At 67.5% G+C, this 14,792-nt stretch carries 13 protein-coding genes; 7 read left to right on the top strand and 6 right to left on the bottom strand.

Features of this window, described 5'->3' with window-relative positions; translation table 11 throughout:
• Positions 1–73: 73 nt before the first annotated feature.
• The 5 genes from ASF32_RS17280 to ASF32_RS17260 form a co-directional block, all read right to left on the bottom strand.
• Positions 74–775, bottom strand: coding sequence for a TerC family protein (locus ASF32_RS17280; protein ID WP_056431049.1), 702 nt, complete (start codon positions 773–775; stop codon positions 74–76).
• 163 nt (positions 776–938) lie between these two features.
• Positions 939–2,192, bottom strand: a complete 1,254-nt coding sequence (glp, locus tag ASF32_RS17275; RefSeq protein ID WP_056431046.1) for a gephyrin-like molybdotransferase Glp — start codon at positions 2,190–2,192, stop codon at positions 939–941.
• Complete coding sequence (mobB, locus tag ASF32_RS17270) at positions 2,176–2,730, bottom strand: molybdopterin-guanine dinucleotide biosynthesis protein B (RefSeq protein ID WP_056431575.1); 555 nt, start codon at positions 2,728–2,730, stop codon at positions 2,176–2,178. Before mobB ends, glp begins: the two co-directional genes overlap by 17 nt.
• Positions 2,727–4,721, bottom strand: coding sequence for a molybdopterin biosynthesis protein (locus ASF32_RS17265; protein ID WP_056431043.1), 1,995 nt, complete (start codon positions 4,719–4,721; stop codon positions 2,727–2,729). The genes mobB and ASF32_RS17265 overlap by 4 nt, the downstream gene beginning before the upstream one ends.
• Positions 4,718–5,803: a molybdopterin-binding protein gene (locus ASF32_RS17260; RefSeq protein ID WP_056431572.1), complete on the bottom strand. Its 1,086-nt coding sequence runs from the start codon at positions 5,801–5,803 to the stop codon at positions 4,718–4,720. Before ASF32_RS17260 ends, ASF32_RS17265 begins: the two co-directional genes overlap by 4 nt.
• A gap of 218 nt (positions 5,804–6,021) precedes the next feature.
• Here ASF32_RS17260 and ASF32_RS17255 point away from each other — a divergent pair, with 218 nt between their 5' ends.
• Positions 6,022–7,284, top strand: coding sequence for a c-type cytochrome (locus ASF32_RS17255; protein WP_056431040.1), 1,263 nt, complete (start codon positions 6,022–6,024; stop codon positions 7,282–7,284).
• A 287-nt stretch (positions 7,285–7,571) separates the two neighbouring features.
• On the opposite strand, the gene ASF32_RS17250 is transcribed toward ASF32_RS17255, so the two are convergent.
• Positions 7,572–9,614 carry a 4Fe-4S dicluster domain-containing protein gene (locus ASF32_RS17250; protein ID WP_056431036.1) on the bottom strand — a complete coding sequence of 681 codons (2,043 nt, stop codon included), beginning with the start codon at positions 9,612–9,614 and terminating at the stop codon, positions 7,572–7,574.
• A 128-nt stretch (positions 9,615–9,742) separates the two neighbouring features.
• On the opposite strand from ASF32_RS17250, the gene ASF32_RS17245 reads away from it, so the two are divergent.
• The 6 genes from ASF32_RS17245 (at position 9,743) to ASF32_RS17220 (ending at position 14,779) form a co-directional block, all read left to right on the top strand.
• Positions 9,743–10,471: a biotin/lipoate--protein ligase family protein gene (locus ASF32_RS17245; protein ID WP_056431033.1), complete on the top strand. Its 729-nt coding sequence runs from the start codon at positions 9,743–9,745 to the stop codon at positions 10,469–10,471.
• Positions 10,472–10,548: 77 nt separating this feature from the next.
• Positions 10,549–11,832, top strand: coding sequence for a porin (locus ASF32_RS17240; protein WP_082469958.1), 1,284 nt, complete (start codon positions 10,549–10,551; stop codon positions 11,830–11,832).
• Between the two features lie 151 nt (positions 11,833–11,983).
• Positions 11,984–12,562, top strand: coding sequence for a DUF6505 family protein (locus tag ASF32_RS17235; RefSeq protein ID WP_056431027.1), 579 nt, complete (start codon positions 11,984–11,986; stop codon positions 12,560–12,562).
• Positions 12,559–13,569 carry a DUF6352 family protein gene (locus ASF32_RS17230; RefSeq protein ID WP_056431024.1) on the top strand — a complete coding sequence of 337 codons (1,011 nt, stop codon included), beginning with the start codon at positions 12,559–12,561 and terminating at the stop codon, positions 13,567–13,569. The genes ASF32_RS17235 and ASF32_RS17230 overlap by 4 nt, the downstream gene beginning before the upstream one ends.
• Positions 13,566–14,108 (top strand): DUF3305 domain-containing protein, encoded by a 543-nt coding sequence (locus ASF32_RS17225; protein WP_056431021.1) that lies wholly within the window; start codon positions 13,566–13,568, stop codon positions 14,106–14,108. The genes ASF32_RS17230 and ASF32_RS17225 overlap by 4 nt, the downstream gene beginning before the upstream one ends.
• Complete coding sequence (locus ASF32_RS17220; RefSeq protein ID WP_056431018.1) at positions 14,105–14,779, top strand: DUF3306 domain-containing protein; 675 nt, start codon at positions 14,105–14,107, stop codon at positions 14,777–14,779. The genes ASF32_RS17225 and ASF32_RS17220 overlap by 4 nt, the downstream gene beginning before the upstream one ends.
• Positions 14,780–14,792: the final 13 nt, after the last annotated feature.

Genomic DNA, 14,792 nt, shown 5'->3' with positions numbered 1-14,792 from the left:
CCCAAACAGAATTTAGGAGCTTTGCGAGATGAGAGGCCCCCTGACAGGGGCCTCTTCTCGTTCGTGATGCATCTCACAGATGGCCGTGGCCGGCGACTGTCCGAGCCGGTGCCGCGATGCGCTTCCAGATGAAGGCCGCGGCGACGACGATGACGGCGCAGATCGCAGCCGCGATCTGATGGGCGTGGGGCACCGAGGCCACGTGTTCGGCAATGTAGGGATCGGTGACGATCATTTCCCCGGCGATCCACCCGAGAAGCGCCGCGCCCGCCCAGATCACCAAGGGGAAGCGCTTCAGCAACGTCGTGATCAGCGATGCGCCCGCGACGATGAGAGGGATCGAGAGCAGAAGACCGAAGACGAATAGCGACACCTCGCCCTTCGCAACGGCTGCGATGGCGACGACGTTGTCCAGGCTCATCACCGCATCGGCGATGGCGATGGTCCGTACCGCTTTCCATAAGGTTTTGCTGTCGCCGACGGCATGTGCCTCGTCATCCTCGCCGAGCGCGAGCTTCACCGCGATCCAAAGGAGAAGCAGCCCGCCACCGATCCGAAGGAACGGTACCGCCAGAAGATGAGTGATGATGACGGCGAAGAGGATGCGAAGCCCAACTGCCGTACCGGCCCCGAGAAGGATCCCGGTGCGCCGCTGCTCCGGGGGAAGGGATCGGCAGGCCATGGCGATGACGACCGCATTGTCGCCGGAAAGGAGTAGGTCGATCCAGACGATCTGCAGCACCGAGACGAGGAAGTGCGAGTCGAGGAAATCCATCGGCGCTTTCGATCAGGTCGGAGGGGCAGGGAGTCGGAACGAGCGGCCCCCCGCTCGAAAGCGGGGAGCATGCGGTCTCGAAGGGCACCCGGCACATCGTACCGAAGCCCGTGCAATGCAAGCTTCAGTCACGCTTACGGGTATGAGGACAGGCGATTCCGCGTCAGTACAGCATCCTGTGCGGATATACCTCGATCGTATCGCCAGGCTCGATTCGGGTAATCTCGCCCGGGAGGCCAGCCAGTGCATCACTGTCGGTGAGTGACGAGAGGATACCGGCCCCATCGCGGGGGAATTTTACCGCTTCGAGCAGTCCATCGGCGGCGCGCTGCAGGCTTACCCGTATGAATTCCAGGCGGCCAGCCTTCTTGCGATAGGCAAAGGTGGAGCGGACGGGAATGCCTAATGGTGGAACGAAATCTTCTCCACCGAGCCGCGCCAGGAGCGGACGTACGACGAAGAGCAGGGTCACGTAGGCGGCGACGGGATTGCCCGGTAATCCCACGAAGGGTGTCCCCTGCACGAGGCCCATAGCCACCGGCCTGCCCGGCTTGATCCCAAGTCGCCAGAAAACGAGGCTGCCGACGGTCTCCACGGCCGGTTTCACGTGATCCTCCTCCCCGGTGGAGACACCGCCGGATGTAAGAAGGAGATCATGGGCGGACGCCGCCTCCGTGAGGCGTGCCGCGAGAAGAGTTCGGTCATCGCGCAGGATGCCGAGGTCGCTCACCTCGGCGCCGAAGCGTTTCAGCAGTGCGACCAGCATCACCCGGTTGGAATCGTGGATGGCCCCCGGCGGCAGGGCGCCCCCCGGCTCGGCCAGTTCATCGCCGGTAGAGAACACCGCCACCTTCAGGCTTTTCCGGACGGTCAGATGCGGGCGGCCTATGGCGGCGGCGAGTCCGATATCCTGCGGGCGGAGTCGACGGCCGGCCGTGATGATTGTGGTGCCTTTTGCGACATCCTCTCCGGCGAGCCGCCGGTTCGATCCGCGCTTCAGACCGGGGGGGAGGACCACCTCGGTGCCCTCGACCGTCACGTCCTCCTGCATGAAGACCGTGTCGGCGCCGTCCGGCATTCTGGCGCCAGTGAAGATGCGGACCGCGCTCGGCCCGCTTCCCATCTCCCGACCGGCTTGGCCGGCGGCGATCCGGCCTTCCACGGGCAGCCGCGTTTCGCCGTTGGGAGCAAGGTCAGTGTGGCGCAACGCGTAGCCGTCAACGGCGGAATTATCGAATGGCGGCAAGTCGATAGCGGCGATAACGTCCTCCGCCGCGATGCGTCCGTCCGCCTCGTGAAGCGGTACGGTCTCGATCCCGGCGACCACCGGAAGCCGCTCGGCGATCAGCGCCAGGGCGTCGTCCACGCTCATGAGCTGCCCACCGAAGGCGAAGCAATCGTCAGTCAGCTGCGCCATGGCCTCCGAGCCTGTTCAGGACGACCTCGATCGGCTCCGCCATGACCGCCACGAGACCGGCGATTCCACCGACATCGTCGAGGTCTATCACCGGAATCCGAGCGTCGGGGAATTCCGCATCCGTCGCAACGGCGACGATGTTCTCGTCTTGCGGGTGAAGCGGCGGACGGCCGTTGGCGTTCCGATGAATCTCGATCTTGAGATGCCCCTCGCGCTTGAATCCTTCCACCAGCACGAGGTCGCAGGGGCTGAGGCGGCGCAGCAGGTCGGCCAAGCCCGCCTCGGCGCCGTCGCGCACTTCGTGCATCTGCACCCACCGGGCCGCCGACGAGATCAGCACTTCGGATGCGCCGGCCTGCCGGTGCCGGTGGGAATCCTTGCCCGGCTGGTCCACGTCGAAGGCGTGGTGCGCGTGCTTGATCGTCGAGACCGTGAAGCCGCGGGCGATCAGTTCGGGAATGAGCTTGGCGAGAAGTGTGGTCTTGCCCGCCCCGCTCCAGCCGGCGAGGCCGATGACCCGCATGGTCCGGTCCGTCATGGCTGGGCCTCCGGCAAGGAAAATCCGAGTTCGGCGAGAAGCGCCCCCGTTTCCCGCTCGGCGAGCAGCGCGAGGAAGGTGGCGAGAGCCGGCTCCTGCGCCCGATCTTCGGCATAGGCGAAATCGTAATGCTCGCTCACCAGCGGCAGGAAGCCGAGGCCATAGGCACTCGCGACGCCCTCGATGGCGACACCCCAATCGGCTCGGCCTTGGGCGACCGCGGCGGCCACGGCGTTGTGCGAACGTGGCTGGTTCCAGTAGCCGGGAGGGCGCGCCCCGTTCAGAAGCCCGTCGATGAGGAGGCGCGTCCCCGAGCCGGTGTTGCGGCTCACCATGATGGCGTCCGGGTCGAGGAGGAGCGCCGCGACGGCACCCGCCGCGTCGCGTTCCGCGAACCGGCTGTCGCCGGGGCGGAACACCAATCCCTGCATCCGCGTCCAGCCCTCGGCGAGGCGCAAGGCTGGGGTCAGGAAGGGCGCATTGTAGCGGCCGGTTGTGGGATCGAAGAGATGCATCGAGGCGATCTCGCACTCGCCCCGCTTCAGGGCGGCAAGCCCCCCGGAGGACCCGACCCAGATAGTGCGGGCCCGGATGCCGCGCTCGGCCAGGCGTCCGACGACGGCATCGAGCCCGACGCAATGGCTGCCGACGATGGTGAGGTCGGGGGCGCGGGTGCCCGCGCCGATCCGCGAGAGGCGCACCGGCTCGCCGGCGTCCAGCCCGGCGCGCGCGGCGGGAATCGCGAAGAAGCCGTCGGCTTGCGAGAAGGCCGTCACCGAGCCGGAACCCTTGGACAGCGGAACGGCGACCGGAGCGTCCCGCCCATGGGCGAGGGAGGCCATCACGAATTCCATGCGCCCGAGTTCTGAGGGGATGCGCCGGGGCAGCACAGCTTCGACGCTCTCGTCCTCGCGCGGGGGAAGCCCGGCCAGCGAGCGGATCAGGGGCACGACGAATTCGTGGAAGGTGAATATCGCCGAGGTCGGGAAGCCGGGCAGGACGACGATGGCCTTGCCTTGAGCCTTGGCGAGGCAGAGGGGCTTGCCGGGCTTGAGCGCGACGCCGTGGACGAGGATACCCGGCTCGCCCAGGCGGGAGAGGATGCGGTGGGACACGTCACCCGCCCCCTTTGACGTACCGCCCGACAGGACGACGACGTCGCACTCCGAAAGCGCCGCGCGGATTGCGCTTTCGAGAGCGGCCTCATCGTCCGCGACGATGCCGAAGGGCAAGGGTTCGCCGCCATTCTCGGTGACCGAAGCGGAGACGATGGCGCCGTTCGAATCGTAAATGCCGGCTGCCGGCAGGGGCTGGCCCGGCGGCGACAACTCGTCGCCGGTGGAGAGCACGGCGACCCTCGGCCGGCGCACCATCTCGACCGCATCGAGGCCGCAGGCGGCCAGCATGCCGATCTCGCGCGCGGTGACGACGGTGCCCTTGCGGAGAACGGTCTCGCCGCGCGCCATGTCCGACCCGGCATAACCAACGAACTGTCCGGGCGCGGCTCCCCGGTCGAGGTCGATCGCCAGGGCTCCTTCGCCGGACGCGATCTCGGTCGCCTCCACCATCACCACCGCGTCGGCGCCGCGTGGAATCATGCCGCCCGTGGCGATGGTCGTCGCCGTGCCGGGCTCCACCGCCAATCGGGGAGCGACGCCGCAGGCGAGGATCTCGTGGTTGAGGCCGAGCCGGGCCGGTTCGGCCTCGCTCGCGCCGAGTGTGTCGGAGGAGCGGAGTGCGAACCCATCGACGAGGGCTCGGTCGAAGGGGGGCACGTCGATGGGCGAGGCAACGTCCCGCGCCAGCGCGCGGCCGAGCGTTGCGGCGAGCGGCACGCTCTCGGATGGCAGCGCCACATGCGGCACCGCCGCGCGAAACCGCGATGCGGCCTCGTCTCGGCTGACCACATGGAGGAACTGCTCCTGACGGGCCGCGCGCGACAGCCTCGCCAGGAAATCCTCGTTCGACTCCGATGCGTCGAGACGCTTCACAGGGGCATAACCTCGATCCACTCGCCCTCGGGATAGCCTTCCCGCTCCGGCGGCACCAGAACCGCGCCCCAGGCGTGGATCAACCGTCGCAGCGGCAGATCCGCTCCGCCGAGAGGCTCTACCCGCTCGTTCTTCAGGCCGATAAAGACGACGTCGCTCATTCCAATGGTCGAGGACATCTTGCGGGCGAGACGCCCCTTGGCCCTGCCGGGGAGGCTCGCTCCGGAGAGCCTCGCCAGTAGGGGACGCCCAAGGGCAAGGAATGTCGCGAGGGCAGCGTCAGGCCTGCCCGGCAGGAGCAGGACCGGGACAGACCCGATCGAGCCGAAACCGGCGCTGTCTCCCGGACGAAGCGCGATGCCATGCGCGCCGAGCCGGCCTCGCCGTGCCAGGGCCTCGGCGCTGTGGTCATTGCGGCCGAAACCGGTGCCGCCGACGACGAACACCGCGTCCGCCCCCGGGATGAGCAGCGCATCGGCGATGGACTCTCTTTCGCGCGAGCATCGGCTCGACGTCACCCGAACGCCCGCCTTCTTCGCGAAAGCCGCGATGGTGGATGCGGAATGGCCCCCGATGTCGAGGATGTGAACATGCGGTACGCGGACCGCGACTGTGTCGATCCCGCTGGCACTGAGAGCGAGAGCACCGAGCGGCGTCAGCCGTTCCCCGAATCGCGCCAGAACGTCTCCCCGAGCGATCTCCTGGCCGGTGCCGACCACGCCTGCGCCCGGTGCCGCATCCGCCACGATGTCCCCGTCGGTGTCGATCGCGTCAGGAGGCAGAATCGTATCGGTGCCAGGCGGCATCGCATCGCCCGCGTCGAGCCAGGGCGGAGGCGAGAGCGGCGTCACCGGCGCATAGGCCGAGGCACCCGTCACAGTGCTGCCGGCCACGGCCCAGCCGTCCCGCAGCGCGCGCGGATGCGTGGGTAAGTCGGCGGGGGCGACGACATCCGCCGCGAGAACGGAGCCGATCGCATCGCCCACCGGCACGGCAATGGCGCTTACCGGCTCGGCGACCAGAAGTTGCGCCAAGGCGTCGTCGAGGGGCATCAAGGCCGAAGTCGCGGACCGGATCGACATGCGCCGTGACGGATGCGGCATTGCGAGCGGGTGAGCAACCCCGCCTGCGGCGCATCAGCCGAGTGGTAGCCGGAAGGGAAGACAGGTTGCGTCGCCGCGTCTAATTCTCAACGTCCTCGATCCCGTAAGAGAGCGACGGCGTGGCGCGGATATCAGGGTTGTCGGTTCGACCTCGGTTCTCTCGACAGACGCTCCGTCGCGTCTGGCCGATCTGCGCGATGCTCCTCGTCCTCTCCGCACCGCTTCCGGGCTCAGCGCAGCTTCGCGGTCATGGTGGTCCGGTGCGGGCGCTGGCGATTGCCCCGGACGGACGCATCGCGATTTCCGGCGGGTTCGACCATTCCGGCATTCTGTGGGCGATCGACCAGGGGACCGCCCTCTCGGTCCTTCGTTTCCACGACGGTGCGGTGAATGCCGTCGCTGCCCTCGATGGCGGCCGCTTCGTCACGGCCAGCGAGGACGGGCGCATCGCCCTCTGGCAGGCCGGACGTCCCGAGCCCGTCGAGATCTTTTCCGACCATGCCGGACCCATCGCGGCCCTCGCCGTCTCGCCGGACGGGTCGAGCCTCGCCTCCGCTTCCTGGGATGGAACCGCGCATATCCGGTCCCTCGCCGGCGGGCCGGTGCGGGTGCTGCGGGGACATGCGGGCAACGTCAACGCCGTCGCCTTCCTACCCGATGGCAGATTGGTCACCGGGGGCTATGACGCCACACTTCGAGTCTGGCCCCTCGCCGAGACCGACGAGCCACCGCGCATCGTTCAACTCCCATCGCCGGTGAACAGCGTGGCCGTGGCCGGGGAGGGCGAGATCGCCGCCGCCGGTGCGGATAGCGTGGTCCGCTTCCTGTCCGCCGACGGCACCATCCGCGCGTCGGTCGACCTCGCCACCAACCCTGTCATCGGTCTCGCTTTGTCTCCAGACGGGCGGTGGGTCGCCGCTGCCACGGTGGCCGGCACCGTGGCCATGATCGACCGTGGTGCGGCCAAGGTGGCGTTCAGCCTCGTAGGGCCGGGACTGCCGGTCTGGTCGCTCGCCTTCCGGCCGGACGGAACCGAATTGCTGACCGGGGGCGGGGACAGGCTGGTCCGTCGATGGAATGCCGGGACGGGCGAGCCCATCGGCTCGCTGTCGATGCCGCGGCCGGTGGATTCGCTGGCGGCCTTCAAGGGCGATCACGGGGCCGAGGTATTTCGCGCCTGCGTCGCCTGCCATACCCTGACGCCGGAGGACGGCACGCGAGCCGGCCCTACCTTGAGCGGCGTGTTCGGTCGGCGTGTCGCCACCGCCGATGGCTATACGTTCTCGCAGGCCCTGAAGGGCCTCGACATCGTCTGGGATGCGCGGACTATCTCGAAACTGTTCGAGATCGGCCCATCCCGCTACACGCCCGGCACCAAGATGCCCGAGCAGACGATCAACAACCCGGACGACCGCGAGGCCCTGGTGCGTTTCCTCGAAAGGGCGACGAAGACGCCGTGATCAAAACGGGAGTGAGACGCATCATGAATCTTCCCGTCTCGGTCGGTTCTTGCCCGGAGCAAGACGGTGCAGCGGGCTATTTGTAAGACACTTTTTGAGTTGTTTCTCCAAGGCTTACCTCTTCCTGAGGTGCCGCGTAGCGGCCTCGAAGGAGCGCTCCAGAACCCACTGAGCGAACTGGTGGGCTCCTTCGAGGCCCGCTGACGCGGGCACCTCAGGATGAGGTCGTCTGTTGGGAAGACTATTTTGGCAGGAGCACCCGCTGGGAAATCCGGCCAAACTGTTTCTCAGGCGCCGCCGCTTCCGCTCGTTTCCCGCGCCCGGAAGTAATCCTCGGAGGTTCTCGGCTTCGACCGCTCCGGCACCGTATGCGGGTCGAAAGCCTCGTTCACGACGACCTCGACGCGGCAGGTGTCGCACATCATCAGGGTACGGATCCTGGCCTCGCCGGCACTGCCTCTGAACATCCAGTGGCGGCCCTGAAGCTTCTCGATGACCCGCTCGATGCTGCTGCGTGTGCCGAAGGGCTTGCCGCAGGAGACACAATCGAACGGCTCTTCCTCCTTGACGATACGGCGCGGCTGGCTCCAGGCGGCGAAATCCACCTGTGGCTTCAAAGAGATGACATCTTCCGGGCAGGTGGCGGCGCAGAGCCCGCATTGCACGCAGAGACTTTCCTCGAATGCCAGCAGCGGCCGGTCCTGGCTGTCACTGAGGGCATGGGTCGGGCAGGTGCCGACACAGGCGAGGCACAAGGTGCAATCCTCAGTGCGGAAGTCGAGACCGCCGAACGGCGAACCGGCTTCCAAGGGGACGACGGCGACAGGGGCCGGGGCGGCGACATGCATCTCGCGGAAGGCGAATTGCAGGACGTTGCGCTTGGGGCCGACCGGCATGAAGGCCGCGGGTACCGGCGCGGGTGTGCCGAGATTTCCGGTCGTCAGCGCGGAGCCCAGCATGTCTGGATCGTCGGTCTCGATGAGCGAGACGACGGGCGTCCCATCGGCCGAACCGTAGCCCAGCGCCCCAGCGAGGGTATCGGCAAGGTGAGCTATCCGGCGCAGGTCCGCGATGTCGTGCTTGGGACGGTTGCGGACGAGGAGGCGGATGCCCACGGCGCCGTAGGCCAGGAGCGCCGCGGCGGCCTCCGGGCCGAGTTGCGTGACCTCGTTGACGGCGACAGGAAGCACGTTGGCCGGCAGGCCGTCGCCGTAGCGGGCCAGCGCCTCGATCAAGGGCTCGCCGTGCTCAGCGTCGTGGAACAGCACCACGCCGTTCCGTCCCCCGGCCTCGTGATAGGCACGCATCAGGGTCCTCAGGCGGCGCATCAGCCCGTCGGCGGCGGGCAGGGCGTAGGCCGCCGCACCGGTGGGGCACACGGAGGCGCAAGTGCCGCAGCCGGCGCAGATATAGGGATCGATGGCGACGTGATCGCCTGCGGGCGCGATGGCGCCGGTCGGGCAGACTTCGAGGCAGCGCGTGCAGCCGGTGATGCGCGAGCGCGAATGCGCGCAGAGATCGGCCTGGAAATCGATGAAGCGCGCCTTCTCGAACTCGCCGACGAGGTGGGAGATCGTGAAGATCGCCCGCTCCACGGCGGCCGGGTCACCGGGATCCGCCCGGACATAGCCGCTGCGCAGGTCATGCGCGGGAAAGAGGGGCGTGCCCCCCGTCAGGTCGAGCACCACGTCGCAGGTGGAGGTGGCGCCGTTGCGCGACGGGCCGAAGGACAGGGATTGACGGGATGAGGGGCTCGGCACCGCGTAATCGTCGATGCGCAGGGAGAACGCCCCGAGATGCCCGCTCGCCGAAACGACACTGCCCTGAAGCACGGGAAACTCGTGCCGGCGCGGCACCGGTACATCGCGCGGGCGGCTCAGCAGAACCGTCACGTCGAGATGGTCGGCGAGCCGCCGCCCGGCCTCGATGGCGACTTCGTCGCGTCCGTAGATGAGGGCGACGCCCTGGCTCACCATCGCGACGGTGCCCGGCGCGGGCGTCGTCTCGGCCGCGGCGGCCAGCAGGGCCGCGATCTTCGGTCCGGCCGCATCGGCATCCCTCGACCAGCCCGCGTTCTCGCGGATATTGGCATAGGTCACGCGGGCTTCCGCCCCGGCCCCTGCGGCAATGTCGGTGAAGAGGGGGGCTTGCAGCGTGCACGAGACGGTGATTGGCGCGCCCTGTGCCAGCGCATCCTCGAACCGGGCGATCTCGCGCCCGCACAGTTGATCGGCGGTCTCCAGGCGGCCACCGCACGCCTTGCCGATCGCCGGCCTGTCGAGGGCGACGGTCTCATCGCAGGAGCACGCGAACACGATCCGGTCGGACAATGATTTACCCCGAACGTTTGGTCACAGCGGCGAGGGTACCAGCCCACTCGCGCTTAGGTTGGTGCATCGTATACTATAACGGCTCGAAACTAGGACCCGACATACGGGCGCAGGTAGAACCGAAACGCATGGCGCCGAGCTCCGACGACCCGGACCTGATCCTGCCGCCCGTCTTTTCTCTCGCAATCTCAGCCGGGCTGGCGAGCGCGTTCGACGAAGCCCGCGACGCGGCCGCATCCGGCGGCCGGACCGGGCGTCTCGTCTGGCGAAAGAACGCGGAACTGCTCGACTTTGCGGTGATCCTCGAGCCGGACGAGCCTCTCGCCACGGCGCGCCGCGCCGTCTTCGCCGGCATGGTGGCGCTTGCCGAGGCCATCGGTGCGCATGGTCCGCCCGAGGTCCCGGTGACGTTCGGCTGGCCCGATACGCTCCGCTTCGACGGCGCGCGCCTCGGCGGCGGGCGTCTCGGATGGCCCGCAACTTGTGGCGAGGGCGACGTGCCGGACTGGCTCGTCTTCTCCGCCACGATCATCGCCTCGAAGGCACGGGCCGGCGATCCGGGCCTGACGCCGGATTCGACCTCCCTCGAGAACGAGGGTTTCAGTTTCGAGGATGGCCACGGAATCCTCGTGGAGAGCTTCGCCCGTCATCTCATGAAGACCTTCGCCATCTGGGAGGAAGACGGTTTCGCGGGAATCGAACGACGCTATCTCCGGCGGCTCGCCGAGGGTGGCCCGGCGGCGCGGATCGATGCTGGCGGCGACCTGATCGGCGGCGACGGCGATCGCCGCGATCTCGTCGAAGCCCTGGCCGCGATGCGCTGGGGCGATCCGCAGACGGGCGAGCCTCATCTGTGAATGTGGCGATGCCCGGATTGTGGGAATGTCCGTCGAGATCGCCCGCGGTGAGGGCGTTCCCCAGAGAGAAGACATCGTTGAAAATCCGCATCGCCTGCCTTGCCGCGCTGGCCGCACTTCTATCCCTGCCGGGTGGGCTTCGGGCCGAGGAGGCTCCGAGGGGCCCGGCCATCGAGGCGAAGGGCGTGCCCGGCCCCTATGGCGAGCGGCTCACCATCGACGACAAGGGCATCACCCTGACCTTTCCCGACGATGCCGCGACATTGCGCATCGGCGGCCGGCTCCACCTCGATTTCGGTGCGGCCGGCATCCGCCAATCGGGCTTCGGCGACCCGTTCAGCGACAATATCGCCGTGCGCCGCTCGTGGATCGAGACCACCCTGAGCCTCGGCAAGGATGTCGGCCTCGGATTTCAATACGATTTCGCCGATCCGGTGACGCCGATCAACGATGCGGTCCTGGTCTATCGCGGTGTGCCGGACATGCTCTTCAGCATCGGCAACGAGAAGGAGCCGTTCGGCCTCGACCAACTCGCCTCCAACAACAACATCCTGTTCACCGAACGGGCCCTGTCCGACGCCTTCGTTCCGGCGCGGAACTTCGGCTTCGCCGTGGGGAGGCATGGCAAGGATTGGAGCGTCGTCACCGGAATCTTCGGCGGCAACGCCAATACCGGTATCGGCAGCGAGGGCTTGGCCTCGACGAGCCGGGTGACCTACGCGCCGATCAACGATGAGAAACGGACGCTCCATCTCGGCCTCGCCGGGAGCTACCGCAGCCTGCCGCGCGACGAGAGCCCCCTCTCGCTCTCGAGCCGATCCGAAGCGTTCCTCTACGCGAGAAGGTTCGTCGATACCGGCGATATTCGCGATGCGGCGAGCATCGCCCGCCTCGGTGCGGAACTGGCCTATCGCTCCGGTCCGCTGCTGGTGAGCGCGGAATACACGCGAACCGAGATCGGCCGGTTCGATGGCGGATCACCGCTGAGCTTCCAGGGGGGATACGTCCAGGCGAGCTGGGTGCTCAACGGCGACAATCGGGCCTATCGCATGGCGCCCGACTTCAATGGCACCGGCTATGCGGTCTTCGGCGGCGTCAAAGTCGCAGAAGCGCAGCGCATCACCCGTGGCGGTTTCGGCGTCTTCGAACTCGGCCTGCGGTTCTCGGCCATCGATCTCGACGATGGCGGCGTGCGCGGCGGCATCGAGCGGGACGGCACGGTGGGCCTATCCTGGTATCCCGATACCAACATCCGCATCATGGCCGATTACGTCCGGTCCCATACGTCTCCCTCCGCGCTTCAGAACGGACGAACGATCGACGCGGATACGTTCATCGGCCGGTTTCAATTGTATTGGTGAAGGGCGTCGCGCCTAGCCGGGAGCAATTTCCGCGAGCCGACACCAGATACGTGCCGTGGACGCCGGACGGGTGCCTCGAACACGAAGGTCTTCGCCACCACCTCTCGGCCGGTTCGGGTGGTGACGACGGAATGAACAGGCGAAGGCCTCGATGAGCAGTCTCAAACTTCCCCGGACGATCCGCCTCGATCCGTCCGATACCTTCGTCTTCGCGAAGGCGGCCGAACCCGGCGAATGGGCCGTCACGGGCTCGTTCCTGTTCTGGGATGCCGACGTTCCGCTTCTCGAAGGTAAGGACCGTACGGCGTTTCGCTCCGGGTTCCTCGGGGTGACCTCCCTCGGCTTCTCGACCCTGGCAGTGGTCAGCGAGGCGACGATGGCCGAGCGGGACAAAGCGGTCGAGCAGCTGGCGCATCACCTTTGCGAGCGCCTCGGCGCGCCCACCCTCGATGTGGCCCGCATCGCGGCCGACGAGGAGATCGCCTTCGCCGCCACCCTGTGTCAGCCGGCGGTGGGAAGCGTGATCGCGCTGCATCGGACCTTCGAGGACGGTGCGATCCGCGAAGCGTTCCGCACGCTGCATCAGCGTGGGCCGGGCGTCGCCGGGGCGGATAAGTTGCATGCCCATGCCAGGGCTTTCACCTTCGAGGAGACCGATGACGAGCCCGAGGAACGGGCGGACCTCATCGGCATGGCCAACGCACCTGTTTCCGGGAATGACGGACGATGACCGAGTTCTGGGTCTCCAGCGGACACCACCTCGCCGGGCGCACGGAAGGGGGTGGCCTTGCCGTCACCGACGAGTTGATCCTCGCCTATCTCGCACGGCCCGAGCTCGTGCCGCCCGACGAAGCCTGCATGGCGGAGCGGGCGCTCCACCGCGGCCTCGTGACGGCGCCGCGCCGGCCGGTCTCCCCCGGTGAGATCGCCGCGATGGCGGATGCCGATGCGCGCGAGAACTGGACCATGATGCTCGCCTTCCGCGACCGGTTGATGGCCGCGCGGTCGGTGGAGGCCGCCTATCTCGACCTCGTTCTCAGGGGGCTGAACGGCACGCCGCCGATCTTCCTTAATCAATTGGCGCATCTCATCCTGCGTAATGCCCTCGATGGCTGCGATGACCCCTACACGCTCCGCGCCGGCGAGCTCTTCTTCCGGCCGCAGCGCGTCTCTTTCGTCGATGGCGCGGCGTTGCTGGCCGATGCCGAGGTGATCGAGGCGCGGGAGACCGGGGCCGCGCAGTCGCCCCTCGTCGCCATGCTGGGCAAGGAGCCGGCGAACGAGCTCGACGTGCTCACGGACGACACGGCCTGGACCTATTGGAGCCGCTCCGACGCATTCACCATGGCGCTCAACCTCGGGAGCAACCCGAAGAGCCGCGACGGTCTAGCGCGCGCCATCGAGGCCTGGGTACGACACCTTCTGCATGTGGAGGCGAAGGTGGAGCCGATCGCCTCCATGGACGATCCTGATTGGCGCTGGTTCGTCGGGCTCGACGCTCAAGCGACCCGAATCGGCAACGCCCTCTGGAACGGCAAGACCCTGGACGAGGCGAGCCGCATGCGCATCCTGGCCCTGTTCCGCCTTACCTTCGCCGATGACCGGCGGATCGACCCGCGCGCGGCGGGCCGGCCGGTCTATCTCCTGATGGCCATGGACCCCGACAAGCGCCTTTTTCTCAAACCTCAGAACCTCGTGGCGGGATTGCCGCTCGCCGACGGCGCGGAGGCCGCATGACCGAAGAGAATCCGACCTCCGCACCGACGCCGCCCGATGACCGTTTCGACGTCGGGATCATTGTCGTCAAACGGGCCTTGAAGAGCCGTTGGACAAGCCATGCCTGGCTACCGGTCGCGGCCCTTCCGGCGATCCCGGCCGCCTCGCCCTGGACCGTGCTGTCGTCGACGCCGGAGGAGGAAACTTTCTATGCCGGCGCCTACGAGGTCTCGCTCCACCCCGCCGAGACGTCGCATTACCGCGACAACCTGATCTCGGGCCGGCCCTCGCTCTGGGTCGCCCTGCGGCAGGTTGCGGAGGGCAGCTACGAAGTCGCCAATGTGACGGCCGATCCCTATGAGGGCGAATCCATGGCCGAGGGTATCGGCGAGGTGGTCGAGGCGGTGCCGATGCCGCTGGAGGTGCAGGTCAAGGTTCTGGCTTTCTTCGAGGCCTTCCACGTCGAACAGGTGTTCCACAAGCGTAAGCGCGACCGGGCCGATCCCGAGGCCCTGGCGCGACAGGGGACCGGTACGCGCAGACGGGGGGACGAGGGATGAGCGGCGGCGATTTCTTTTCCCGCTGGTCGAAGCGCAAGCGGGCTATCGTCCGCGAGAACCCGCCCACGACCGTGCCGGTTGGAAGCGAGGCGGTCGGGGGCGAGGCGGTCGAGAGCGAATCGGCGCCTCTCGCGGGAGAACTCTCCGAGGGTGAGACCCTGTCGCCCGAGGAACTCGCCAAGTTGCCCTCCCTGGACAGCCTAACGGCACAGACCGACCTGACCCAGTTCCTTCGGGCTGGCGTTCCGATGGTGATGCGCAAGGCGGCTTTGCGCCGGATGTGGTCCCTCGATACCAACATCCGCGACTATGTCAGCGAGGCGCGGGAATACGCCTATGACTGGAATGTGGTGGGCGGTGTGCCGGGAAACGGCCCGCTTCTGCCCACAGACGACATCAAGGCCATGCTGCGGGACATCTTCGACGGGACGCCCGACGAAAAAATTGAGCCTGAGCAGGAAAGCGAAGAGGCCACGCTGATTGAAGCGGAGGAGCTGGCGGAGGAATCCGAACCGGTGAAAACCGAAGAGACGGATCGGGGCAGTGAAGAACCGGGTCTCACTGTCGTGCAGGTTGACGAACCAAGCTTGGCCTTGTCGCCGCCACGTTCTGCCCCCGCGGACACGGCTATGCCGAGACCGCGACGACATGGCAGCGCTATCCCACTTTGAGCAATTAAAAACT

It is taken from the genome of Methylobacterium sp. Leaf91, from assembly GCF_001422815.1.
GTDB lineage: Bacteria > Pseudomonadota > Alphaproteobacteria > Rhizobiales > Beijerinckiaceae > Methylobacterium.
This window is presented reverse-complemented; position numbering and strand designations above follow the sequence as displayed.